The organism is Bradyrhizobium sp. OK095 (genome assembly GCF_900109945.1).
GTDB lineage: Bacteria > Pseudomonadota > Alphaproteobacteria > Rhizobiales > Xanthobacteraceae > Bradyrhizobium.
In genome coordinates this window covers 897,633-922,241 of sequence record NZ_FOBX01000001.1, presented here as the reverse complement: position 1 = coordinate 922,241, position 24,609 = coordinate 897,633, and the positions used below count along the sequence as shown (strand labels likewise).

The 24,609-nt window shown below is 61.3% G+C and carries 20 protein-coding genes; 13 read left to right on the top strand and 7 right to left on the bottom strand.

Going from position 1 to position 24,609, the window contains the following annotated elements:
• Positions 1 to 26 precede the first annotated feature (26 nt).
• Genes BMW89_RS04370 through pseB form a run of 7 tightly spaced genes read left to right on the top strand, consistent with a single transcriptional unit; the run spans position 27 to position 6,908 of the window.
• The gene (locus tag BMW89_RS04370; RefSeq protein WP_092023004.1) at positions 27 to 1,946 is read left to right on the top strand and encodes an N-acetylneuraminate synthase family protein; all 1,920 of its coding nucleotides are present in this window, start codon (positions 27 to 29) and stop codon (positions 1,944 to 1,946) included.
• The gene (locus BMW89_RS04365) at positions 1,943 to 2,644 is read left to right on the top strand and encodes an acylneuraminate cytidylyltransferase family protein (protein ID WP_092023002.1); all 702 of its coding nucleotides are present in this window, start codon (positions 1,943 to 1,945) and stop codon (positions 2,642 to 2,644) included. Before BMW89_RS04370 ends, BMW89_RS04365 begins: the two co-directional genes overlap by 4 nt.
• Positions 2,637 to 3,398, top strand: coding sequence for an SDR family oxidoreductase (locus BMW89_RS04360; RefSeq protein ID WP_177195811.1), 762 nt, complete (start codon positions 2,637 to 2,639; stop codon positions 3,396 to 3,398). The genes BMW89_RS04365 and BMW89_RS04360 overlap by 8 nt, the downstream gene beginning before the upstream one ends.
• Entirely contained in the window at positions 3,395 to 4,243 is an 849-nt protein-coding gene (locus tag BMW89_RS04355; protein ID WP_092022998.1) for a sugar phosphate isomerase/epimerase family protein, read from the top strand. The genes BMW89_RS04360 and BMW89_RS04355 overlap by 4 nt, the downstream gene beginning before the upstream one ends.
• Positions 4,240 to 5,001, top strand: coding sequence for an SDR family NAD(P)-dependent oxidoreductase (locus tag BMW89_RS04350; protein WP_092022995.1), 762 nt, complete (start codon positions 4,240 to 4,242; stop codon positions 4,999 to 5,001). The genes BMW89_RS04355 and BMW89_RS04350 overlap by 4 nt, the downstream gene beginning before the upstream one ends.
• A 13-nt stretch (positions 5,002 to 5,014) precedes the next feature.
• The gene (locus BMW89_RS04345) at positions 5,015 to 5,854 is read left to right on the top strand and encodes an SDR family oxidoreductase (protein WP_092022993.1); all 840 of its coding nucleotides are present in this window, start codon (positions 5,015 to 5,017) and stop codon (positions 5,852 to 5,854) included.
• 52 nt (positions 5,855 to 5,906) lie between these two features.
• Complete coding sequence (pseB, locus tag BMW89_RS04340) at positions 5,907 to 6,908, top strand: UDP-N-acetylglucosamine 4,6-dehydratase (inverting) (protein WP_092022991.1); 1,002 nt, start codon at positions 5,907 to 5,909, stop codon at positions 6,906 to 6,908.
• An 86-nt stretch (positions 6,909 to 6,994) separates the two neighbouring features.
• Here the strand turns inward: pseB and BMW89_RS04335 are convergent, their stop codons facing one another.
• The 7 genes from BMW89_RS04335 to BMW89_RS04305 all read right to left on the bottom strand — a co-directional run bounded on the left by BMW89_RS04335 (position 6,995) and on the right by BMW89_RS04305 (position 15,597).
• Complete coding sequence (locus tag BMW89_RS04335; RefSeq protein ID WP_092022989.1) at positions 6,995 to 8,200, bottom strand: HAD-IIIA family hydrolase; 1,206 nt, start codon at positions 8,198 to 8,200, stop codon at positions 6,995 to 6,997.
• Between the two features lie 50 nt (positions 8,201 to 8,250).
• Complete coding sequence (locus tag BMW89_RS04330; RefSeq protein ID WP_143062711.1) at positions 8,251 to 9,003, bottom strand: class I SAM-dependent methyltransferase; 753 nt, start codon at positions 9,001 to 9,003, stop codon at positions 8,251 to 8,253.
• Positions 9,004 to 9,180: 177 nt separating this feature from the next.
• Complete coding sequence (locus tag BMW89_RS04325) at positions 9,181 to 10,614, bottom strand: DUF6418 domain-containing protein (protein WP_143062710.1); 1,434 nt, start codon at positions 10,612 to 10,614, stop codon at positions 9,181 to 9,183.
• Between the two features lie 82 nt (positions 10,615 to 10,696).
• A complete protein-coding gene (locus BMW89_RS04320; RefSeq protein WP_244547511.1) occupies positions 10,697 to 11,557 on the bottom strand; it encodes a class I SAM-dependent methyltransferase in 861 nt (286 codons plus the stop codon).
• A 72-nt stretch (positions 11,558 to 11,629) separates the two neighbouring features.
• Positions 11,630 to 12,514: a hypothetical protein gene (locus BMW89_RS04315; RefSeq protein ID WP_092022981.1), complete on the bottom strand. Its 885-nt coding sequence runs from the start codon at positions 12,512 to 12,514 to the stop codon at positions 11,630 to 11,632.
• A gap of 170 nt (positions 12,515 to 12,684) precedes the next feature.
• The gene (locus tag BMW89_RS04310; RefSeq protein ID WP_092022979.1) at positions 12,685 to 14,190 is read right to left on the bottom strand and encodes a lipopolysaccharide biosynthesis protein; all 1,506 of its coding nucleotides are present in this window, start codon (positions 14,188 to 14,190) and stop codon (positions 12,685 to 12,687) included.
• Positions 14,191 to 14,193: 3 nt separating this feature from the next.
• The gene (locus BMW89_RS04305) at positions 14,194 to 15,597 is read right to left on the bottom strand and encodes a surface carbohydrate biosynthesis protein (protein WP_092023404.1); all 1,404 of its coding nucleotides are present in this window, start codon (positions 15,595 to 15,597) and stop codon (positions 14,194 to 14,196) included.
• Between the two features lie 459 nt (positions 15,598 to 16,056).
• On the opposite strand from BMW89_RS04305, the gene BMW89_RS04300 reads away from it, so the two are divergent.
• The 6 genes from BMW89_RS04300 to BMW89_RS04275 all read left to right on the top strand — a co-directional run bounded on the left by BMW89_RS04300 (position 16,057) and on the right by BMW89_RS04275 (position 24,434).
• Positions 16,057 to 17,457 carry a capsular polysaccharide export protein, LipB/KpsS family gene (locus BMW89_RS04300; RefSeq protein WP_092022977.1) on the top strand — a complete coding sequence of 467 codons (1,401 nt, stop codon included), beginning with the start codon at positions 16,057 to 16,059 and terminating at the stop codon, positions 17,455 to 17,457.
• A 10-nt stretch (positions 17,458 to 17,467) separates the two neighbouring features.
• On the top strand, positions 17,468 to 18,217 hold the full coding sequence (locus BMW89_RS04295; RefSeq protein WP_092022975.1) for a glycosyltransferase family 2 protein: 750 nt from the start codon (positions 17,468 to 17,470) through the stop codon (positions 18,215 to 18,217).
• A 131-nt stretch (positions 18,218 to 18,348) separates the two neighbouring features.
• Positions 18,349 to 20,880, top strand: a complete 2,532-nt coding sequence (locus tag BMW89_RS04290; RefSeq protein ID WP_092022973.1) for an HAD-IIIC family phosphatase — start codon at positions 18,349 to 18,351, stop codon at positions 20,878 to 20,880.
• 5 nt (positions 20,881 to 20,885) lie between these two features.
• The gene (locus BMW89_RS04285) at positions 20,886 to 22,352 is read left to right on the top strand and encodes an SDR family NAD(P)-dependent oxidoreductase (RefSeq protein WP_143062709.1); all 1,467 of its coding nucleotides are present in this window, start codon (positions 20,886 to 20,888) and stop codon (positions 22,350 to 22,352) included.
• Positions 22,342 to 23,727 (top strand): DUF4910 domain-containing protein, encoded by a 1,386-nt coding sequence (locus BMW89_RS04280; RefSeq protein WP_210187555.1) that lies wholly within the window; start codon positions 22,342 to 22,344, stop codon positions 23,725 to 23,727. The genes BMW89_RS04285 and BMW89_RS04280 overlap by 11 nt, the downstream gene beginning before the upstream one ends.
• Entirely contained in the window at positions 23,724 to 24,434 is a 711-nt protein-coding gene (locus tag BMW89_RS04275; protein ID WP_092022969.1) for a TylF/MycF/NovP-related O-methyltransferase, read from the top strand. The genes BMW89_RS04280 and BMW89_RS04275 overlap by 4 nt, the downstream gene beginning before the upstream one ends.
• The last annotated feature ends 175 nt before the right edge of the window (positions 24,435 to 24,609 follow it).

Here is a 24,609-nt window from a genome sequence, read left to right as displayed (position 1 = left end):
TGCCCGCAAGAATCGAGAAGGCCTTGATGAGTTCGACCAAACCAGCTCCCATTCTCCGGATCGGCAACCGATCGATCGGCGACGGCCGGCCGTGCTACGTCATCGCGGAGGTCGGCAACAACCACAATGGCGATTTCGATCGCGCGATCGCCTTGGTCGACGCAGCGGTAGCCGCCGGCGCCGATTGCGCCAAATTCCAGATGCGCACGCTCGACGAGGTTTACCGCGCTTCCAGCCTGTCCGGAAAAGACGACGACCTCGCGGTCGAGTATACCCTCGACCTGTTGCGCCGTTTTGGGCTGTCGACCGACCAGCAGCGCCGCGTCGCGGCCTATTGCGCATCCAAAAGCATTCAGTATCTCTGCACGCCCTGGGACGCCACCAGCGTCGCGGTGTTGGAGACGTTTGGCGTCGAGGCCTATAAGGTCGCTTCCGCCGATCTGACTAATCTTCCCCTGCTGGCCAAACTCGCCACCACTGGCAAGACACTGATCGTCTCGACCGGTATGAGCACGACGGACGAGATCAAGACGGCGGCGAAATTCCTCGACGAGCGCGCGGCCAGCTACGTGCTGCTGCATTGCCAGAGTACTTACCCCGCCGCCCTTCACAATATTCACTTGCGCTTCATGGAAACGCTGCGAGAGATTCATCCCGCCGTCGGTTACTCCGGCCATGAGCGCGGCATCGCGGTTTCGATCGGCGCCGTCGCACTCGGCGCGCTTGTGATCGAACGTCACATCACCCTCGACCGGTCGATGGAAGGCCCGGATCATGCTGCGAGCCTCGAGCCCGAGGAATTCAAGGCGCTGGTGAGCGGGATCCGCGAGATCGAAGCCGCACGCGGCGAGAAGCTGGCGGAGCGCCCACTCAGTCAAGGCGAATTGATCAATCGGGAAAATCTGGCGAAGAGCCTGGTTGCCACGCGCAACATCGCCGCCGGCACGATCATTTCCGACGACGATATTGCGGTGAAGAGCCCGGGCCAGGGCCTGTCGCCGCTCAAGATGCCGGCGCTGATCGGCCGACGCATCGGCCGGGCGATGTCGGCCGACGACTACTTCTTCCAGAGCGACCTCGATGAAGGCGCGTCAAAAGCGCGGCGCTATCGCTTCGACCGGCCCTGGGGCGTACCGGTCCGCTATCACGACGCCGAACGCTTCCTTGAGATCTGCCAGCCCGACATCATCGAATTCCATTTGAGCTACAGCGACATGGAGCGCGATCCGGCGGCGTATTTGTCCGGCACTTACGAGCTCGGTTTCGTGGTGCATGCGCCGGAACTTTTTGCGGGAAGCAAGCTGATGGATCTTGCTACCTCGGATGAGACATTGCGGCGATATTCTCTGGAACAGACCCAAGCCGTGATCGACATCACGCGCGGCCTGAAGAAATTCTTTCCAGGGACAAAACGCCCACCGATAGTTGCCAATATCGGCGGCTTCACCATGGATGAGCCGCTGCCGCCGGACCAGAAGGCGGAGTGCTACCGGATCTTTGCCGAAAGCCTTGGAGAACTGGATCTCGAAGGCGTCGAATTGATCCCGCAGACCATGGCGCCATTCCCGTGGCACTTCGGCGGACAGCGCCACCAGAACATCTTTATCTTCCCTGAGGAATCCGCCGCATTCTGCGCCAAGCATGACTTGCGGATGTGCGTCGACATTTCGCACACCAAGCTTGCCGCCAATCATTTCGGCTTCGATTTCACCGAGGGCCTGGCGCAGCTCGGACCGCATACCGCGCACCTGCATTTCGGCGACGCTAAGGGGCTCGACGGCGAAGGTTTGCAGGTTGGCGAGGGTGAGATTGATTTCGACCAAGTCGGCGCGGTACTGCGCAAGCACGCTCCGGACGCCTCCTTCATTCCAGAGATCTGGCAGGGCCACAAGAATATGGGTGAAGGGTTCTGGATCGCACTCGAACGCCTCGAGGGGCGGGTATGACGGCACGCAAAGGAGGACGCACGCTAGCGGTAATCGCTGCACGCGGCGGCTCAAAGGGAATCCCGAACAAGAATCTGATCGACCTCTGCGGCAAGCCATTGCTGGCGTGGACCGTGATACAATCCGCCGCCGCGCGTGGCGTCGACGTCGTTGCGGTCTCCTCCGACAGCGACGAGATCCTGGCCGCGGCCGAAGCCGCGGGCGCCGTTGGTGTTCGGCGGCCCGACGAGATTTCCGGCGATTTGGCTTCATCGGAATCGGCATGGCTTCACGCACTCGAAGCGATCGATGGCCGGCTTGGTCCGTTCGAGCGGGTGGTCGCCTTGCAGGCGACGTCGCCGATCAGGGAGGCTAGCGACATCGAGGGCGCGCTGGAGACGTTCGAGCGCGAACAACTCGACAGCCTGCTCTCGGTCTGCGAGGTCGAGGATTATTTCAATTGGCGCATCGGCGCCAACGGCCCGGAGCCGATAAATTATGACTATCACAATCGGCGGATGCGCCAGCAGATCGAAAAGCGCTATCTCGAGAACGGATCGTTCTACGTATTGGTGCCCTCGTTGTTGCGTGAACAGCAAAACCGGCTCGGCGGCCGCATCGGGATGCACCTGATGGAGCGCCACAAGATGTTCCAGATCGATCGTCCCGAAGACATCAAACTATGTGCGGCAATCATGCGCAGTTATGGCTATGCCTGACCTCAAGGCTTTCTCGCTTGAAGGAAAGACCGCTCTCGTCACCGGCGCATCACGCGGTATTGGGGCTGCGATCGCACACGGCTTTGCGTCCGCCGGCGCCACCGTGTTCGGCATCAGCCGCTCGGGCACTGCGCCCGAGGGCGTTGCTGCGATCGCCTGCAACCTGTCGGACGATGCCGCGATCCGGCGCGCCTTCGACGAAATCTCGCAGCAGAGCGGTCGGCTGGATGTGCTGGTCAACGCGGCCGGCATCAGCCTTCCTGGCGGCACCAGGGATGAGCTACAGAGATTCCGCGATACGCTGGCGACCGACCTGACGGGCGTCTACGCGACCATCCTTGCCGCCTACCCGCTCATGAGAAAGGCGAGCGGCGGCTCGATCATCAACGTCACCAGCATCAATTCGATCAGGGGCTTTCCCGGCAATCCCGGTTATGTCGCAGCCAAGGCAGGGCTTGCGGGCCTGACGCGTGCGCTCGCCACCGACTACGCGGGCGACGGCATTCGGGTCAACGCGCTTGCACCCGGCTATGTCGCAACCGAAATGACCGCGGCGAGCTTTGCTGACCCGGCCATGCACGAAGACCGGCGGCGGCACACCATGCTCGGGCGCTGGGGCAATCCCGACGATCTGGTCGGCGCGGCCATCTTCCTGGCATCGTCGGCCTCGGCCTATGTCACCGGACAGGAGTTGTTCGTGGACGGCGGCTGGACCACCAAAGGACTCGCCATCAATTCGGACCGCAAACCGTGAAGACATCCCTCGAACGCATCGGCTTCATGCAGGGACGACTGTCGGCCATGGTCGACGGCAAGATCCAGGCATTCCCCTGGGGCGAGTGGCGCGAGGAATTTCCCCGCGCCAATGCGCTCGGTCTCACCGGGATGGAATGGACCATCGACCAGGACCGGCTGCACGAGAATCCGCTCACGACCGAAGCCGGGAAGAGGGAAATTCTCGATCTTTCGCGGCGGAACGCACTGCGGATTTCCAGCCTGACCGGCGATTGCTTCATGCAGGCGCCGTTCTGGAAGACCAGCGGCGACGCGCGGAAAGCCCTGGTCGCCGACCTCGATCTGGTGCTCGCCTCCTGCAGCGCGCTTGGCGCGGAATTTGTCGTGATCCCGCTCGTCGATAACGGCAAGATCGAGAAAGCCGAACAGGAAGAGGCACTGCTGCATGTCCTGCTCGCGCGTTCGGCCTCGCTGTCGAAGCAAAGTGTCAAAATCGTATTTGAATCCGATCTGCCTGCGGCAGCTCTCGCGCAATTCATTGCCAAACTTCCGAGTGAGGTATTCGGCATCAACTACGACATCGGTAACAGCGCTTCGCTGGGCTATGATTGCACCGAAGAAATTTCGGCCTATTCGTCGCGCATTCTCAATGTGCATGTAAAAGATCGCCTGCGTGGCGGCACCACCGTGCCGCTCGGCACTGGCGCCGCCGAACTCGGCAAGGCGATCCGGCTGATCGAGCAGTCCGGATATGTCGGTCAATACATTCTACAGACCGCGCGCGCCGCCGACGGCGATCACGCCGGCGCACTAGCAACATACCGCGACATGACGGTTCGATGGCTCGAGGAAGCGGCGCGATGAACCTCGAGCTTCACGATCGGGTCGCCCTCGTGGTCGGCGCCAGCCGCGGCATCGGTCTGGCGATTGCGCACACGCTCGCCGCCGAGGGCGCCAAGGTCGCGCTTGCGGCACGCGGCCACGACGACCTCGAGGCGGCCGGTCGTAACATCGGCGGCAATGTCTCCCTTCACCTCGCCGACGTCACCGACCCCGCCGCGGCTCTCGGGCTTGCGGGCGAAATAGAAAAGCGTTGGGGCGGGATCGATATTCTGGTGTGCAATGTCGGCAGCGGCGCCTCGGTATCCCCAGGCAAGGAAACCGCGGCGGAATGGTCGCGGGTCATGGGCGTCAATTTGTTCGCGTCGACCAACATGATCGAGGCCGCACGACCGATCATGAGCCGCGGCAGCGGCGACCGCGCGATCATCTGCGTGTCTTCGATCTGCGGGCTCGCCGCGCTCGGCGCGCCCGTGACCTATTCGGCCGCCAAGGCCGCACTCAATGCGACGGTGCGGGGCCTGGCCCGGCCGCTGGCGCTCGAGGGTATCCGCATCAACGCGGTGGCGCCCGGCAATATCCTGTTCGAAGGCGGCACCTGGTCGCGCAAGGTCGCAGAGGACAGAACCGCCGTCGATGACATGCTGGCGCGCGAGGTATCGTTGCGCCGGCTCGGCAAACCGGAGGAAGTCGCAGACGTCGTTGCCTTTCTCGCCTCGCCTCGTGCCGCGTTCATCACCGGCACCGTGATGGTGGCCGATGGCGGACAGTTGCGCAGCTGAACAGGAGCGTTCCATGACCGGCCCCTCCCCTCGCTACGACTTGACGGGACGTACTGCGCTCGTGACCGGCGCCGGCGGATTGTTGGGACGTCAGCACGTCGCAGCGCTCGTCGAATCCGGTGCGCACGTGGTCGTGACAGACGTCAGAATGGCGCAGGCCGAGGCGGCCATCGCCGCGATCAAGGCGGATGCACCGTCGGCCAATATGATACCGGCGGCCCTTGACGTCACATCACTGGAGTCGGTTCGCGCCGTCGGCGACGACCTCGCGCGCCGCGGATTCTCGGTCGATATTCTCGTCAACAACGCCGCGATCGATCCGAAGGTGACGTCGTCACCGGGCGTGATGCACTCGTCGCGTTTCGAGGCCTTTCCAATTCCGCAGTGGCAGACGGAGATCGCGGTCGGACTGACCGGCGCGATGCTTTGCTCGCAGGTGTTCGGCGGCGCGATGGCCCGCCGCGGCCACGGCGTAATCCTCAATATCGCCTCCGACCTCGGCGTGATCGCGCCGGATCAGCGGCTCTACCGGCAGCCCAATGTGACGCAGGAGGAGGAACAGCCGGTCAAACCCGTGACCTATTCGGTCATCAAGCATGGCTTGATCGGATTGACCAAATACCTCGCGACCTACTGGGCGGATCAGGGCGTGCGGGTCAACGCCATCTCGCCCGGCGGGGTCTTCAACAACCAGGACGCCGCTTTCGTCGAGAAGCTGACCCGCCTGATTCCGATGGGCCGCATGGCGCAGGTCGACGAATACCGCTCGGCAATCCAGTTCCTCTGCTCCGACGCGTCGAGCTACATGACCGGCCAGAACATGATCATGGACGGGGGCAGGAGCGTGTGGTAACCAGCCGCATCCCCCCAATCTTTGGCAACGACGAGCCGGCGCAGAATCCAACATGTTCAACGACAAGTCCATTTTGATTACCGGCGGCACCGGATCGTTCGGGCGCAAATGGGTCGGCAATGTCTTGAAGAATTTCAAGCCGCGCCGTGTCGTGGTCTATTCGCGCGACGAGCTGAAGCAATACGAAATGCAGCAGACGTTCGACCATGCTCCGATGCGCTATTTCATCGGCGACGTACGCGATGGCGAACGCCTCCGCACGGCCATGAAGGGTATCGATTTCGTCATTCACGCCGCTGCCCTGAAGCAGGTGCCGGCTGCCGAATACAACCCGATGGAATGCATCAAGACCAACATTCACGGCGCCGAAAACGTTATCCAGGCGGCACTTGAGGCCAATGTCGACAAGGTCATTGCGCTGTCGACCGACAAGGCTGCCCAACCCATCAACCTTTACGGCGCCACCAAGCTCGCGTCCGACAAGCTTTTCATCGCTGCGAACAACATGGCCGGAGGACACAAAACAACCTTCAGCGTCGTGCGTTATGGCAACGTCGTCGGCTCCCGAGGGTCGATCGTTCCGCTGTTTAACAAGCTAATCGCCGAAGGCGCCGATCATCTGCCGATCACCGACCCTCGCATGACGCGCTTCTGGATAGCCCTGCAGCAAGGCGTCGATTTCGTGCATCGAAGTTTCGAGCGCATGTCGGGCGGCGAGATTTTCGTTCCGATGATCCCTTCAGTGCGTATTACGGACCTGGCCGCGGCGATGGCCCCGAACCTGCCGACCAAGGTGATCGGTATCCGGCCCGGCGAGAAGCTGCACGAGATCATGTGTCCGACCGACGATTCGCACCTGACGCTGCGTTTCCACGATCATTTTGTGATCAAACCGACAATCAAGTTCTACCGCAGGGATGTCGACTACATCACCAACCAGCTCGGCGAACGCGGAGAGCCGGTGCCGGATGGTTTCGAATACAATTCCGGCCGCAACGATCATTTCCTCGACATTCCCGAGGTCCGGGAATTCAACCGAATAGCGGCTGACTGATCCCCTATGGACGACGCCGCGGTCCCCCGGTACTGCGGTCGGACCGTCTGACCCAATAGCAGCGGCGGCGCGCATCGGCCGCCGAATCAACCGCCGCTCGATCCAAGCAGCGGACGGATAAAGGCTGCGAGATCGCCGCCCTCAAACAGATACCCGGGAATGCCGGCCGCGACCGCCGCTTCGACATCGCGGGAATTGTCGCCGACGAGAAGGCTGGACCCTTTTCGGACCGGCCAGCCCTCGAGGCAATCCAGAATCATCCCCGGCGCCGGCTTGCGCCGATCGCTCGCGCGTCGATACTCCTCGACAGTACCGTCCTCGTGGTACGGACAATACCGGAATTCCTCGATATGCGCGCCGACTTTGGCGAGCTCCTGGTTCATCCAGTCGTGTAGCCGGTGAACGTCGTCGACCCCGTAATAGCCGCGCGCGACACCGGACTGGTTGGTCACAACGAACGCCAGATAGCCACGGTCGTTGCACAGCTTGATCGCCTCGCGCGCGCCGGCGATCCAGTCGACATCCTCTGTCCGGTATACGTAAGCCTTGTCGACATTGAGCACGCCATCGCGGTCGAAAAACACTGCCGGGCGGCGCACCGTTTCCGGAAGCTCGCGTTGGACGCGCTCGAAATCGGTGGGAATGCCGATATCGATGAAGAACCCATCATAGACGACCGCCCTCAACTTCCCCTGTTCGACCAGAAGCGGAAAGACACCCTGCTCCAGCGAGCAAGGCACCTCGTCGATGAAGGAAAGGATCTCTCGATCGACACAATAAACACCCGAATTGATTGGACCGCTCGACTGCGAGCCAGCGGGAAGAAAACTCTTCACCGCATTGCCGTTAAGCAAGACCCTGCCATAGCGTTCGCCGGCCTGATCCCGTTTCAGTGCCATATGGACCACTGCGGATGATTTCGCCGCCTCGACCGCCAGATCAAGCATATTGAAGTCGAAGAACGAGTCGCCGTTGAGCAGAAAGAACCTGTCCTCCAGCCGCGAAGCCGCATGTTTCAGGGCGCCGCCGGTGCCTAGTTGAGCCGGCTCGGACACCACCGAGACCGATGCTCCACGCCAGCGGCGGCCCTCGTAGCGCTCGACCACCTGATCCGCCTGATGGCCCGCCAGCAGCACAATGCTTTCAATGGCTGCATAACGCGACAATTCGTCAAGGATGTAATCGAGAAACGGCCTTCCGGCGACTTCCAGCAGCGGCTTCGGAACGGATCGCGTCCGCTCGCCCAGCCTGGTCCCGAGACCGCCAACCAGTACAACAGCCTGCTTCAGCACGACGTATCCTCGAGGCAGTCGTCAAGCTTTCGGTCAATCGCAACGTGCATTTATTGCAGGTGCACGATGACCATGGCAGTCATGTCATTGACCCACAGGCGACCGATATTTCTGGCAATGTTGATTTCCGGCGGAACGCGCAAGCACTCGACACGGGTGACACCGGGCATCGATTCGTACTCGGCGACATAATCGCGAATCCATCGGTCAGATAAGAACGACGATCGCCAATTGCGGCCGTTCTGCATCTCGGCTGGCGTCCACGCGTTGTATTCGAGATGAACGATGGCCTTGCGTGCGACCTTCAGCGCCTGCTTCTTGGCGGCGGCGAATATCTCGTCGTTGACGTGCATCGTAGCGGCGCAACTATAGACGATGTCGACGCCATCTACCCCATTGCGCGCAAGGACGCCCTCGATGTCCGCCATCGAACCCGTCATGAGGCGAATGCCGCATCCGTCGGGCATGTTCTTGGTGCCCCAGTTCACGGCGTTTTCGTTAAGTTCGATGCCGTAAAGCTTGAGATTGCTGTCGGCCTTCCAGAGAGCCTGCAGATTGGCTCCGACGTTCGACCCCAGTTCGACCATTGATTGCGGACCGAGATCGACGCATTTCCTTGCGAACCAATCTCGCAGGGGCGAGCCCTTCGCATAACTTTCGAACACGGCATCCAGGGTTTCGGTTCGCCAAAAATTCTGCCAAGTGGCTGCGTCCCTCGAACGGGCCAACACCGGTAGCGGCCCCATATTCGTCAAGGCGCGCCACAGCACAACCCGCGGATGGTATTTTGACAGTCGGAACACGTATCTCTCCGTTATGCTGAAGTCTCTACCTAAAACAAGCTAAGCACGGTGAGGTAGAGACAGTAAATACACCGAAAGCTTCTTCTGACGGATTGGAATTGTGTGTGGCCGGCCTGCTAACTGCGCCCTCCGGTTCGGCGGCGCTGCCATAGCGATCGGCGGAGAATATACCCCAATCTACGCCTCCCGCCGAGGCCTCGGCTGCGAGCGGGATGACGCGGTGCTCGGAGCCGTAATTAGACCGGATCGCCACCTATTCTCCACGACCAGCACCACCAACGCGGCTGCCGCCTTTATCACGAGCGTCACCTGAACAAATGAGTTGACCATTCCCGCAGCGACGGTGATCGACAACGCGTACAATAGCGGCGTGAGAAAGAAGCACGTTGCGAACCGCTCCTCAATGATGCAGCGCGTTATCAGAAACATGAACTCTGAAAACAGGAATGCGGAGAGTGCGACCAGGACAAACCCGCCGATGGGACCACCCAGTTCGAACCAGACCTCCGGCCATCCGCCGGTATAGGCCGACCCTGCCCGCAGGATGAAATGAGCCCGTTCAAGGGGCAAGCCCAGCTCCATGAGCAATTGCATGGTCGAGTTCCGGGTCGGCTCGAATGGCTCCACGAACAGCTTGTATGCCGCAAAACCACCGTTCCATTGGCCTTGCACGAATATGCGCTCGTACGTCATCCACCACATTTCGCCCTGCTGGACCAGTATGCGCTGGGACAACTTGCTTAGGAGTTGGCCTCCCTCGAATTTACGTACGACGGTGTAGGAGTAGGTGACGGCAACCACGATCAGAAGAAGCAGCGCAATTCCGGCGATCCAGAAGTTACGTAAAGCGGTTCCGGTGAAGAGTCTGCGCGCGCGTAGCCCACTTGCCTCACGGCCAAGCAATACCGCGCCGATCGGAATGATGAAGAAACAACTGTAAACGTAGAACGACGAAAACCGGTGGCCGACCAAGAACAGGTAGACCAACAGGCTCGCGAACAATGCGCCGAATCGCCGGTCAAAAGGCTGGTCATGCAGTGTCGGCGCAACGAAAAATACACCGATCTGGAACGCCAGCATCGGCCCCCATTCCATCAACCGTTGATGCAATGGGCCGCCATACAGCCGCGAATAGTCAAAACGCTCCATCGCAGCGAATAACGGGATCGGCCCTCTCACGAACAACTCAATCCACAGGGCGATCACGAAAAGAGCGATTGCCCCAAATGCAAGGTTGGAGAGCTTGAAGCGCCCCGTGGTAATCAGAGCCGGTAGCGGCGGGTAGGTATCGCGCAGCGCCAGCAATCGCCTGCCGCGGAACGAGAACAATAGCGCCGCGACCACCATGCCCTGCGAGAGAGCAAGCGGGACCGCGGAAATACCCGGCCCAATATTCCTTTCCAGTTGCTCGGAGGGCAGCGGACCGAGCAGATCGATATAGACTACCGACCCGAGCCGCCAGGCAAACGAAAGGAAAACAAAAAAGTAGAGCATCGCGAGGGCCGGCCGTTTGATCGCGATCCAGGCTATGCCTGCCAGCAAGACACCAGCTGTGATCGCACTCAACAGGTCGCGAGCAAGGGAATCAGCAATCAACGAAGAGGCTGTCACGGTGTTTTCCCACCCAACCCTTGGCCGGCAGCTGCCGACGGGAACCGCGCCCGCTTGCAGTCCGCCTCCCGGAACACGGCTGCTATTGCGACTGTTGGCGCGGCTCCCACGCGTACAACAGACCATCATTGTGCAGGGTCGGAGCAAATGCCATCCGCTCACGCGCCAGAATGCGTATCCGGCCGCGGCTATCCAGCGTATCGAGCAGTTTGAACAGACGGGTCTGATAGTCCATCGACTGGATGTAGACTCTGCTCGTGAGATCTCTCGGATCGGACAGCTTCAGCATGTCTACGGCCGGTTCAATGTTCACGACGCGGGCCGGCTTCGCGCGAATGATATTTTCCACCACCGCTTCGACCGCATGGGGAATCTGCTCGATGCAGAAATAGGTGAAGATAGTGGTCCCGGCCAATTGCTCGAAGCGTGGATCGCCCGCGTCAGTAAGGTCGATCCGGTCGAAGCTGACCCGGTCGCTGAGGTCGAAGCGCGTCGCGATTTGCCGCCCGGCCTCGATACCATTTGGCGCAATATCGAAACCGCGCAAGCTGCTCCACTGCGGATCGAGGCTCAACGAGAACAGGTTATAGCCAAAACCGGCACCAAGCTCCAGCAAGGAACGGGCGCCGCCGGCATGCCGGGATATCAACTCGGACAGAGCTCCAATCCGGTAGCGATAATAGTCCCTGGTGCTTATCCGGACGATTTGACCGTCCACTTTCGCGAGGCGCGGCGCATCGTTTTCTTCGATCAGAAACTGTTCCAGCGTGTTCGCACGCAGCCACGCGCGTTCGCCGAGAATTCGCTTCCACTCACCGGCATTGTATTCGGTATCCACCACTTCATGGGTGCGCCGCACGTTCTTGAATGCCAGCCGGCGAAGACTGCGAACCAGATCAATCGTATAGGCCTTGGACAAATCCAGTCGCGACGCGGGCTTCACGTCAGGTCTAAATCTCACGAAATTTCCTCTCGGCAACTGCCGTTGGTGGTACCGCGCGGCATCGCCTCGCGGTCAAAGGCCCATGATCAGCTTTTGCAGCGGCGTCGTATCCGGCGTCGGGGAGAACGGTCGGGTCTTGGCTCCCGGATACATGCGCGGAAAGGCGTGGAACGTCGCCGTGTATAACAGCCGGCCGTGCCCCGGCGCCATCCGGCTGCCCATGTGCAGGCACTTGGCCGTGTCGACCATGAACGAAGTCAGGCGGGGCGCCTTCATTACCTTGACGTCGCCGCGAGGGACCTTTTGAAACACCTTCTCGTCGGGAAAATGACTGCTCATGATCGGATAGCCGAATTTATCGGTCGACTGACGCGGGAGGAAGGTGAACGGCCCGTCGCCGTCGTCCTCGACGTCGGTGAGGTAGCTGAATAGCTTGATCACCCTGACGTCGTCGTGGTCGCGATGCCACAGTTGTGAGGAGGCAAGATCTTCGCCCGTGTGGCGTGAGTAGGACAATAGGACGTAATCGAGCCAGGGGATCTCGCCCAATGCCGTGGCGACGACATTGATGACTGCGGGCTGCATTGCGTAGCGAACGAAGATATTATCGGCGCTGAGCTTGCCATCCTTCATCTCTGCATCCAGCAGGCGGACCCAGAACTTCTTCCACGTCGATGTCTGGTTGGCTTCCGCCGCTCCGATGTCATTCAGCCTGACCAGGCCGGCCTGGCCGAATTCCTGCTGGATCGACGGATCCATCAATTCGGTGACAACCGCGTATCCGTCGCGATTGAGTTCGCCGGCCTTGGCGCGCTCCGCCGTCGACACATCGAGGCCCTGCGCCGCGCGGCGCCGCTCCAGCTTCTCGTTGCGGTGCCATGCGCTCACGCCGGTTTTCACCGCATACCGCAGCGGTGAACGGTTCACGTGCCAAAGAGCTCTGGACATCAATCCCATCGTACTTCATCCAATTTTGAGGGTCGAAAGCACTTGGTTCGACCTGTCCCGAGGGTTCCCTAGTGACGGGATTCCTATGGCAAAATCAACCAACGCGGGCAAGACCCCCTCCTGTCAAGAGCAAAGCAGACGCGGAACCCCGCGGCGGCTAGAGCTCAATTTTCCGCAAATCATTGCCGATGGCTGATCGCCCGGGCAAACTGGCCGAACATCGCGCGATCCCGACGCGACAAAATCAACGTAATGCTCAGGATCCATGCGCCGATGCAGCCGACGCCGCCAACGACCACCAGCCCAACCAGGCCCTCTGTACTTGAATACATCCTGTAGGCCGCAGCGGCTGCCGCGAGGATCACCGCGACGAGCATCTGCCGCCCTACCTGCTCCCAGAACAGCGAGCCCGGCAGGTTCATGAACGAAAGCATTTGTTGCGCGACAAGCGGGGCAAACACGACATAGGACACGGCCCATCCCAGGATAAACGCGCGTTCGCGGAACCAGGCAATGGTAAGTGCGGTCAAGACGTATTGGGCAAGCACCTGCAAATAAAGATATCGGTTGTTGAGGCGGAAGAAGTCGGACTTCACCATCAACGTTGCTTGCCCGGCGCCTAGCGTGACGGTGACCGCCGGGACGCAGAGCGAGAGCGCAAGCCATGGCCACTGATCGGCGTGCTGCGCGCCCACCCATACCGTCAATATCTCGTCTGAGAACAGGCCGATCACCACGAGCACCGGAATGACGATAGCCGCGGGCAGGACTAGGCCGTTACGCCCGAGGATTTGCAGCCGTCGTGTATCGTCTTCGATACGGGTCGAGACCGGCAAAATCGCCGAGTAAAGCGGCGACATGACGGCTTTCAGGAACCGCGGCAGGCGCGTGATCAGATCGTAAGTTCCGACCTCGGCCGGGCTGTATAGGGCGCCGATCGCGAGCGGCACCAGCGTCATCTGGAATGATCCTGCGAGCCGATTGTTGAACATCAGCCAGCAGCGGTGAAATACGTCCTGGCGGCTCTCAGTGTGCCATCGGCTAAACCGCAACGGCGTCACGCGCGCCATCAAATAAATAACAACTGCGAGCACCAGATATTTGGCAACGATCATCGCCAGATAGGAGTACGCAACCCACTCAAAGGGAACATCGCGCCAGACCGCGATATAGACCGACGCGACATAGAGCAAGTTGCCGCCCACTTCCGTCAAACGCAGCCAGCCATATTCCTCGAATCCCTTCAACGCGCCTTCGACGACGAGACCCAGAAAGGTGACCGGAAGCACGAGTGCGGTAGCTCGAAGGATGGTAATGAATATCTCGATTTGATCGGGAGCGACCTTGAAGATCGCTGCGAGCGGTGCCGCAGCGACCCATAGTGCGATCCCTGAGGCAGTTCCGGCCACGCCTGCGATAACGGTCAGCAGCGATACCTTCTCACTGGCTACCGGCCAGTCGCCGATCCGCCCCCGCGCGACAGCCTGCGTTGTGACTTCGGAGACACCCAAATCCACCAATGCCAAAAATCCGCTCGGCAGAAAGGCACGCACGATGACGATCAGACCCAACACTGTCAGGCCATAGGACCTTGCAATCACGCCAACCGCAAGCAGACCGAGCACGCCGGCGACGCCGTACGCGACGGCCGAGATTGCGGTATTGTGTAGGAATCGTCGAAGCACCGATCAGTTCGCTTCCGTAAGCTGCAGGCTGGTACCGCTGACGGCTCTTGCCGCCCATTTCGAACTGCCGATGACGCGTTGCGCCACATATCTTCGGCCATCCGCGCATGCGGCGTCGAGCCGACGCAATACCGAATTCACCGCGTCCGTCCCGAACGCTTTTCCAAGCCGCCGGCGTTCGTTCTCGGCCGAGCCGAAGCGACGGCGAAGCGACGAACTTGCGCGGTAGCCGAGGGCGCGCCGCACGGCCGTCGCGGCAAGACCGCGTGCGGACGGCCGCGGTAAGGCAGCCGCAGCCGTTTGACCGCGCCCGTTGCCCGCGATGGTGTCGAGGATGGCCTTGGTGACGCGGCTCGAACTCGCGCCATCGACGGCGGTGAAAAGGTCGCCGATGATCTCGTTGCGAAAGTTCTCGATCTCCTGCGCGACCGGCGGCAACCGTTCATCGAGTCCCTGCTGCACCATGTCGATCAGATCGTTTTCAGAACCGGCACTGCGGCTCACCCTGCTCGCCGCCTCCAGGCGCAGCGCCGGCGTGTTGAACCACTCCATGCTCAACGGCTCGACTTTCAGCATCGTCGCCTCGATCGCGGTCGAGCAGTTCTGGTGGATCAGCAAGCGGGCGCCACTGAGCCATTCGAGCGAGGTACCATCTTGAATCACCTGCGCATTCGGCAGTTCGGCGAAGGCATCATACGAGCGGATATTCTCGAACGGATGCGGGCGCAGCACAAACCGGACGGCGGTGAAATGCTTGGCAAGCTTGATGGACATGTCGAGCACCGAGCGATAGGCATCTGCGGCTTCCAGAATAATCTGGCGCGCGAACTCGGGGGAAACCCCGGCCTGTACCATCGCTTCCTGCTCGTCCGATGAACCTTTCGAAAAGCGCGGATTGACGACCGGAAAATTGGTGTTGATGAGCACATAGCCGGACGCCAGCGAAGGCTTCGGCAGCGCCGAGCGCCAGGGCGCAGCGCAGAAATCATAGCGGGGACACCCAGTCGTCTGGAGAACGTTCGAAGGCACGGTGCCATGTCGCTGGAATGCGGCCTGCTGCGCCCGCCCCCAGACACAATAGAGATCGACGAGGTCGGTGCAGCCGACGCTCTTCACCATCCCGGCGAACTGATCCGGATTCTTGCCGCCGATACCTTCGGTGTCGAGAACCCCGACCATCATGCCGGCCCGCTTGTAGGACTTGATGAGATCGGCATTGTTGGGCCGCGTGTAGTTGAGCAGCACGAGGTCGGGCCGCAGCTGTGGCACATCAAATCCTTGCTCGTACATCGGCACGAGAGTGACCCTGGCGTTCGCGGCCGCGAGTTGCCGGCCAAGCAATACCAGCCCCTCGAGGTCGCGAAGGGGATTGTCAACGATCAGGCAGACGTGCGGCTTGTCGGGCACCAACGTTCCTCAGCAATCCATATGATCGACCGGCGACATAACAGGACGACGAATCGAGATCGTCATACTCGACCTTCACTCGTGATTTCAACGAGTTACTCGAATATGCCTAGCAGGCATTAGCATAGAAAATGCCTCAGGACACCTGATAATGCCTTCGGCTGTGTGCAGGACAGACCGGGCGTCGCGCGGCAGTTCGGTCTGGCAACGGCTTGGCCCGGGCTCGGGAACCGCCAGGCTCTCCCCCTATCCTGCGTAAACATCGTTGTTGCCCTCGCCGTCGCTCCGTGCGAGCCCGTATCGCGCCGGTTGCGCAACGGGTGTACGCCGTCGAGGTTGTAGTCTCGGTTGACATGAGATATTGGCCGCTGCCCCCATCTCGGGTATCCGAGCGCACCGCCGCTCGGGCTTCCTGCCGCATTCCATATTTCGTGATCCACCAAAGCAGCTTTCGAACGCATGCCTTCGGATAAAGCCATCCTGATCACAACGCTCGCGGAATACCAGACTCGATTCTGGATTCCGGTGGCGCAGCGGTTGCGCAGCGCGGGCCGCGAGGTGCAGTTGCTCGCGTTCGACGATCGCAGCGCGGAGCTGGCGCAGGCGCAAGGGATTCCGGTTGTCAATATGTACCGGACCGGGATGAAGGCCGGTGCGGCCGTCGACGACCCGAGCGCCTTCGAGGCACGCATCGCAAGTTATGGCCTCGACGGAACCAATTTCCTGTTCAGCCACGAGCGCGTCACCTTCGGCATTCGCGATACCGCCGCGCTGCGACGCCGGTTCATGATCTACAGCAACGGGATGGAATTCCTGCTCGACCAATTGGCGACGCAGCAACGGCCGGCCGTCGTGGTCCAGGAGCTCGGGGGCTTCCTCTCGGTTATCGCGACATTCTACGCCGCGAAGAAACGCGGCATCCGCAACTGGTTCATCGAGCCATCGTTCTTCCGAGGCCGGCTCTATTACACGGCGGATAGTTTCGCTGCCCCCGATACGATGTCCGCGCCGGCGGAGAATATCTCGCCGCAAGTGCAGGCCTATCTCGACGAAACCCTTCAACAGCGCGCCATCGTGATTCCGCAAAAGGACCGGCATCAATATTCCGCCGCGTTCAAGAAGGTGGCGAATCTACGCAATTCCCGCCGCCTCGTCGAAAAGCTCTGGGATCAGTATGCACTCGGCAAGCACCAGGAGTTTGGCCATAACCTCCGCCACGCGCGGGTGCACGCCACGATGGCCCTCAACGCGACCCGGCTGAAGAAGCTCTATCGTCCGATGCCGGACCGCCCCTTCGTCTATTATCCGCTTCACGTGCCGGCCGACATGGCGCTGACGCTGCGCTCGCCGGAATATCTCGACCAGGTCGCGACCATCGATTTCCTGCTGCGGACCATTCCGGATACCCACGTGCTGGCGGTGAAAGAGCATCCCGCCCAGATCGGAGCGATTTCGTCCAACCGCCTGTTCGAGCTGGCGCGACGCTTCGACAATTTCGTCCTGCTGCCGCCGCAAACCAACAATTATGCAGTACTCGGCCGATGCGATGCCGTGGTCTCGGTCAACAGCAAATCGGGCGCCGAGGCCGTGCTGCTTGGCAAGCCGGTGGTGGTGATGGGCGACGCCTTTTATCGCACCTGCCCGCTCGTCTTCACCACCGACCGCCTGAAGGATGTTCCGCAACGCCTGCGCGAAGCGCTTGGTGCACCGTCCTTCGATCCGGCCGAGGCGGCTCCCTACTTCGAGACGGCGTGGAGCAAATCGGTCGCCGGCGAATTGTACATCGACAATCCGCAACAGCTTGACGTCTTCACGGCGCAGCTTTCCCACGCCATCGCCGAAACCGGCGCGACGGATTGAGGGCCCCGGCATGCCGCTCGTATCCATCATCACACCGTCGTGGAACGTCGCCGGCCTGATCGGCGAGACGATCGAGTCCGTGCGGGCCCAGACCATGGGCGATTGGGAACTCCTGATCGCCGACGATTGTTCGAGCGATCAAACCGCGTCTGTGGTGGAACGCCACGCGGCGAGCGATCCGCGCATCAAGCTGATCCGTCAACCCCGCAATGGCGGACCGGCGCTCGCCCGCCAGGCCGCGATCGAGCGCGCCGAGGGACGCTTCCTCGCTTTTCTCGACAGCGACGATCTGTGGCTGCCGCCCAAGCTCGAACGACAGATCGAGTTCGCGCGGAAAAATCGCGCCGCGCTGAGTTACACGGCATTTCGCCGGATCGATGAGGCCGGATCGGTGACCGGTCGCTTGATCACGGTGCCGGCTTCCCTGACCTACGAGCAACTGCTCAAGAACACCTCGATCGCAACATTGACCGCGCTCGTCGACCGCGACATCGCGGGCAACATCGCGATGAAGAACGAGCCCTACGACGATTTCTGTCTCTGGCTCAGCATTCTCAAGAACGGGCATGTTGCTTACGGACTGAATGAAGATCTCGCCCGCTATCGCGTCAGGGGCGTTTCGGTATCCAGCCGCCGCCTGCGCTCGGCGGGATGGGTCTGGCACATCTACCGCAATGTGGAGCAGCTTCCGCTGCCCAAATCCGCTTGGTCGTTCGCACATTGGGCGACGCGGGCTTGGCTCCGGCGGCGGCAATTCTGACGCCTTCGCCGGGACCGTTCCGCTCCCTATTGCGTAACGATGCCGATGCTCCGCGAATTATGTTGGCTTCCATAAATATAGAAAAGTGCTAATAACTTCTACGGTTTGGAAGGCAACGGAACTCCCAATCTATGGCATCGAATGAGACGACCGAGGTAACCAGTCGGGCCGAGCTGTTGGGCGCACTGCGTGCCGTCCTGCCCTCCCAGCCCGGTCTCGCGGTTATTCACTCGTCTCTGTCGGGTCTCGTTGCACCCGGCGATGTCAGCCGCTGGGACTTTCTGGCCGCTCTGCAGGGACTGGTGGCGCAAGGCTGGACTATTGCCCTGCCCGCATTCACCTTCAGCTTCTGCGGCGGCAAGCCCTTCGATCTGCAATCCAGCGCGTCTGAGGTCGGAATTCTCGCCGATTGGGCCCTGACCGGCCTCGCCGAGGCGCGTCGGACACCGCATCCGATCTACTCCTTCGTCGTGGCAGGACCGCTGGCCGACAGGCTGGCTTCGTTGAATCCGCTGACGACCTTCGGTGAAGGAAGCCTTTTCCAGTTCTTCGAACGCGAGGGCGCGAGCCTCGTCATGCTCGGATGCGACTGGAAGTACTGCACCCAGTTTCATCGTTACGAGGAAATCGCGGGTGTGCCCTACCGTTACTTCAAGGACTTCTCTGGACAAGTGCGGATGGGACGCGCGGAGCAGTCCGTCGTCGCGCGTATGTTCGTCCGCGATCTTCAGATCGACCCGGAGAACGATTTTTCTCCGGCCGTCGGAGCCTTGCGCTCGCAAGGCGCGATTGCGACGCGACAATTATGGCGCGGCAAGGTCGAAGCGACCACAGTCGCGGCCCTTGCCGCCGTCTGCAACGAACAGCTCGGCAGGGACGTACTCGCCCATGTGACGAATGCGCCAGAGATCGCGTTCAGGCTCGCAAAGCGAAAAGAGGCGGCGTCCCTCGCACCGCTGCGTGTTGCGGTCCTCGGACATTCCAACATGGAACGCCTGCAGTCCGCCCTCGAGGCAAAACTCGGAGAGCTTCTGGCCGGGCGACGGGTCGAATATCACACCGTTCCGTTTGGGCAGCTTCCGCAAGAAATATTGAACCCGGCGTCGGATCTGGTGCGCTTTTCACCGGACGTTTCCATCTTCGTCGATCGTCTCGAGGATCTGGCGGCTTCCACGTCGATCGAGACCATAAGCGCCGATGCGCTCAAGGAGCGGGTCACCAGCTACGGCGAGCTGATCCAGCAGCACGTCGCAAGGCACAAGGGATGGACCATCGTCTTTCGCTTCGCACATGTGAGCCATCCGCTTGGCTCTGACGGGCCGCACTTCCCCGCGATGGTCGAACGCCTCAATGACGAACTCGGCGGAATGCTCGCCGGCATCGATCAACTGGTCTGGCTGGACGTAGCCGGCGAGGCGTCACGCGCCACAAGCCCGGTGACCGACAGCCGACTGTGGTTTATGGGCCGGTTTCCGTATTCGGAGCCGTTCTCACAGCGATTGGCGCGCCGGTGCGCGGGATTGATCCTGGCGGCGATCGGCAAGAGCGTACGCCTGATCGCGCTTGATCTCGACAACACGCTGTGGGGCGGTGTGCTCGGCGAGGACGGCCTGGAAGGCGTGCATCTCGGCGGCGACTATCCCGGCAATATTTTTGTCGACTTCCAGAGGGCATTGAAGCGATTGGCGGCCCGGGGCATCGCGTTGGCAATCGTCAGCAAGAATGACACCGATCTTGCGCTGAAGATGCTGGACGAACATCCCGCGATGGAGATCAGGACGACCGACGTCGCCAGCCATCGCATCAACTGGCAGCCCAAATGGCAGAACATCCAGGAAATCTGCGAGGAGTTGAGCCTCGGCCTCGAGTCGGTGCTCTTGATCGACGACAACCGGGTCGAACGCGAGCAGATGCGGCGCAATCTGCCGGCGGTCAAGGTTCTGGAACTGCCGGATGATCCCGCCGGCTATACCGGCGCGCTCGAAGAATGTCCGTGGCTGGATGCGGTATCGGTGACGGCCGAGGATCTCAAGCGTGCCGACAGCTACCGCAAGCGGAGCGCGATCGAGCAGCAACGGCGCAAGGCCGTCAATCTCGAGGAGTTCTACGCCAGCCTCGGAATGACGCTGCACTTCCAGCCGCTGGACAGCGGCAACATGTCGCGCGCCGCCCAGCTCAGCCAAAAGACCAACCAGTTCAACACGACGACCCGCCGTTACGACAAGTCGCAGCTGATGGCGATTGCCGCGGGCGGCGGCGAGGTCCTCGTCATCGGCCTGGAGGACAAATACAGCGCCGCCGAAAACATCGGCTTGATCATCCTCAAACCGCACCCCGAGCGCCGGGGCTGGGGCGTCGTCGACGACCTGCTGTTGTCCTGCCGCATCCTCGGCCGAGGACTGGAGCCGGTCATTCTTCATTGGGCGCTCACGCGCGCGCTTCGCCGGGGCTGGAACGGGCTCGGCGGGTTTATCATCGAGACCGAGCGCAATACCCCGGTGCGCACCGTGTTCAAGGATGCAGGTTTTCTCCAGGAGGCTTCTTCCGGAGAATGGATCAGGGCGAGCGATCAGGCGCCCGCGATTCCAAACTGGCTGCTCGTCAACGAAGATGAGGCCCTGGAGCGGAACACCGGCACAGCGACATCCCGGGCGACGCGGTGACCTCCATGATGACGTTCGACCAGTTCCGCGTCGGTGATTACGCCGTCTTTGACCGCACATTCTCCCAAGACGATTTTTCTGCTTTCTCGAAGCTCAGCGGGGACACCAATCCGCTGCATTGCGATCAGGCCTATGCAACGGAGCATGCGGCCGACGGCGCCCTGATTGTGCCGCTGCATTTGACGCTGGCGCCGTTGTCCAGGGTTGCCGGGATGATCTTCCCCGGCGAGCCTTCGCTCTATCTCGGACACGAGGTCAAGGCGATCAAGACGATCCGCTATGGCGAGCCGCTGCGATACTCCGCACGTATCGTCTCGATCAACCAGAGCCACCGGATCCTGAGCTTGCGGGTACTGGCGCTTAGGGGCGCCGAGGTCGTGCTTGATGCCGTGATGCAGGTGCAGGCCAGAAGCGAAGCGTGGGCCTCAGGTCCCTCCGACCTGATCCGCCATGCGGCGAAGGGCGTGGCGCTCGTCACGGGGGCGAGCGGCGGAATCGGAGGCGCGATCGCGCTGACGTTGGCGCGGAATGGCTGGCGGCTGCTGCTGCAGGACCGCGGCGCAGATCGACGCCGCGAGAAGCTGGTCGAAGCCCTGAACCAGATCGGGGCCGACGCACAATTCGTTGCGTGCGATCTGAGCCAGCCCGATGATTTCGGGCCGCTGTCGACAGCGCTCGATCAGGCCGACGATCTGGATCTTGTCGTTCACACGGCTTCACCCGGCGTGATGGCCTCCGCCGATCAACTGGTCGCGGTAAATTTCTCGGCGCTGAAACGAGTTGCTGACACGGCCGTTGCAAAAATGCTGGCGCGCCAGCACGGCTCGATCGTGCTGTTGGGCTCGACCGCGGTCCGCGCGTCACCGCCGGATTGGGAAGCCTATTCCGGCGCCAAGGCGATGGCGATGAACCTCGTTGACGGGATCGAGCGGCGGTTCGCGTCGTTCGGCGTTCGCGGCTATACGCTTGCGCCCGGTTATGTCGCGACCCGCTTCTCGGATGCCTATCGGTCAGATTCTGCCCCCGTGCTGCTGCCCGGCGAGGTGGCCGATGCTCTGATTGACCTGGTCAGTGCCCGCGAGCAACCGGGAAATACCGTATTCCTCGAGCCGGGCTCGATCACCCGCGGCAAATTCGGCTTGCACTCCGGGGCCATCGCCCCGGAAAAAATGGGTTCCCCCGCGCCTTCGCCGGTTGTGGCACCCTCGCAGGCATCCTCGCCCGCGGTTGTGGACGCGATAGCGCCGCTGGTCCGCGCAGTGCTGCGGCTGCCCGGCAACCATGATCTGCGTGGCGGCGGGCTCGACCAGACGTCCGGATGGGATTCGCTCAAGCACATCGAAATCATCCTGGCCATCGAGACCCAGCTCGGCCTGCATTTCAAGTCGAGCGAGATCGAGGCCACCCATCGCTACGACGATCTCGTGGCGATGTGTGCTCAAAGGCTGACGGCAGGCGCGCATGGCAGTTGATTCTACCGCAACGGTTGCCGCGCCTGGAGAGGCCGCCGGCGAGGCGATGCATGCATTTGCACGTGAGCTGTTCCCGATCTGCCGCAGCATCACAGGTGAGGGAACGCGCGAAACGCTCAAGCGCATCGGAGCGCATCTTCCAGGGCTCGCGACCACCGAGATTCCGTCGGGTACTCAGGTATTCGATTGGATGATTCCCGACGAATGGAACATCCGCTCGGCGCGCCTGATCGATCCGAAGGGCCAGACCGTCGTCGATTTTGCCGACCACAATCTGCATGTGGTGGGCTATTCGATCCCCGTCGACGCCACGCTCAGCCTGGAAGAGCTTCAGCCGCATCTCTACTCGCTGCCCGAGCAGCCGGACGCTATTCCCTATGTGACGTCCTATTACCGCAGGCATTGGGGATTCTGCCTGCCGCACCGTCTGCGAGAGCAGCTTGAGCCCGGCCAATACCGCGCGGTCATCGGCGCAACGCTTGAGCCCGGCCATCTGACCTATGGCGAACTTGCCGTGCCGGGGACCGAGACCGCGGAGATATTCTTCTCCACCTACGTCTGCCACCCTTCCATGGCCAACAACGAATTATCCGGGCCGATGGTGGCGACGTGGCTCGCCAAATGGCTTTGCTCTGCGCCGCGGCGCTACAGTTACCGCTTTGTCTTCATCCCGGAAACTATCGGCTCGATCGCCTATCTGAGCCGCAACGCAGATCACCTGCGGGCCAATGTTTTGGCGGGCTTCAACCTGACATGCGTCGGCGACGAGCGCACATATTCCTATCTGCCGTCTCGTCGCGGCAATACGATCGCCGACCGGGTGGCCCGTCATGTGCTCCGTCATATTGCGCCGGATTTCCGCAGCTACACGTTCCTGGACCGGGGCAGCGATGAGCGCCAGTATTGCGCGCCGGGCATCGACCTTCCCGTATGCTCGATCATGCGTTCGAAATACGGCACCTATCCAGAGTATCACTCCTCGCTCGACGATCTCAGCCTGGTGACGCCGGCCGGCCTGCAAGGCACGCTTTCGGTCATGATGCGCTGCGTTACCTGCCTGGAGGCCAACCGAACCTACCGCGCGACCGTCCTCGGCGAGCCGCAACTCGGCAAAAGGGGCCTTTATCCGACAATCTCGATGAAAGGCAGCGCCGATCATGTCAGGAACATGATGCACGTCCTGGCCTATGCCGACGGCACCAATGACCTGCTGCGCATCGCCGAGATCATCGGAGTGCCGATGTGGGACCTGTTCGATATCGTAGATAAGCTCGTTTCAAATCGTCTGCTGGCGGCGGTCGATGGCCCGGGACCGCGGGTGCCGGATCCGGATCAGCCCCATCAGTGGATCGACAGCACTTGGAGAAAGCCATGAAGTTCGCCGCCGAGGATGCAATCTATCTTGCCGAGCGCAAGGCTCTATCGCAGGAACTGGGGCCCCGGGAGCTATGGTCCGTCGTCGATCACTGGCCGTTGTATTGCGGCGTCGGCAACCTCGCCCGTTTCATCGCGATCTCCGACCTGCTGCGCAGTGTGGGCCACATTCCGGGACACATTGCTGAATTCGGCTCCTGGAAAGGCGCCAATCTGATGTTCATGACGAAGCTGTTGCGCATCTTCGATCCGCATGGCTCAAAAACCGTCCACTCCTTCGACAGCTTCGAAGGCCTCACGCAGTTCAGCGCCGCGGATTCCGACGCCACCGCCCAGCGCGGGCGCTATGCCGGCAATCTCGCCGAGCTGGAAGCGCTCATCGCGCTCTATCGCCTGCAGGACGACATCACGATCCACAAGGGCTATATCGAAAAAACCCTTCCCGAGCTCCTCGACAAGGACACCGGTCTTTCGTTTTCCTTCGTCTATTGTGATACCGACCTTTATGAATCGACACGGGTCATTCTGGAAAGCCTGCACCCCCGGCTGAGCGCGGGCGGCGTTTTTGTGTTCGACGAATGGAACCACCAGACCTATCCGGGCGAGACGGTCGCAGCGCGCGAGTTTCTCGAAGCCCATCCCCAGCAATACACGATGGAGCACGTGGCTCATGCCCGGCAGCCATCATTGGTCTTGAGGAAGCGATAATGTCGGATCAGAGCATTTCAAACTCCTGACTCGAGACGTCCTCCGAATTGCTTCCCAAGGCAACTGCAGACAGATGAATTCTCGCTACCCATCGGACGCGCTCCCATTTGATGTGAGTGAGCACGAAAAGACCACACCACATGTCGGCGCATTTTCCAGCTAGGCCGCCAGCATC

Coding starts and splice junctions, on each gene's coding strand:
- BMW89_RS04370 (WP_092023004.1), top strand. CDS start 27: ATGAGTTCGACCAAACCAGCTCCCATTCTCCGGATCGGCAACCGATCG.
- BMW89_RS04365 (WP_092023002.1), top strand. CDS start 1,943: ATGACGGCACGCAAAGGAGGACGCACGCTAGCGGTAATCGCTGCACGC.
- BMW89_RS04360 (WP_177195811.1), top strand. CDS start 2,637: ATGCCTGACCTCAAGGCTTTCTCGCTTGAAGGAAAGACCGCTCTCGTC.
- BMW89_RS04350 (WP_092022995.1), top strand. CDS start 4,240: ATGAACCTCGAGCTTCACGATCGGGTCGCCCTCGTGGTCGGCGCCAGC.
- BMW89_RS04345 (WP_092022993.1), top strand. CDS start 5,015: ATGACCGGCCCCTCCCCTCGCTACGACTTGACGGGACGTACTGCGCTC.
- pseB (WP_092022991.1), top strand. CDS start 5,907: ATGTTCAACGACAAGTCCATTTTGATTACCGGCGGCACCGGATCGTTC.
- BMW89_RS04315 (WP_092022981.1), bottom strand. CDS start 12,514: ATGGGATTGATGTCCAGAGCTCTTTGGCACGTGAACCGTTCACCGCTG.
- BMW89_RS04300 (WP_092022977.1), top strand. CDS start 16,057: ATGCCTTCGGATAAAGCCATCCTGATCACAACGCTCGCGGAATACCAG.
- BMW89_RS04295 (WP_092022975.1), top strand. CDS start 17,468: ATGCCGCTCGTATCCATCATCACACCGTCGTGGAACGTCGCCGGCCTG.
- BMW89_RS04290 (WP_092022973.1), top strand. CDS start 18,349: ATGGCATCGAATGAGACGACCGAGGTAACCAGTCGGGCCGAGCTGTTG.
- BMW89_RS04285 (WP_143062709.1), top strand. CDS start 20,886: ATGATGACGTTCGACCAGTTCCGCGTCGGTGATTACGCCGTCTTTGAC.
- BMW89_RS04280 (WP_210187555.1), top strand. CDS start 22,342: ATGGCAGTTGATTCTACCGCAACGGTTGCCGCGCCTGGAGAGGCCGCC.
- BMW89_RS04275 (WP_092022969.1), top strand. CDS start 23,724: ATGAAGTTCGCCGCCGAGGATGCAATCTATCTTGCCGAGCGCAAGGCT.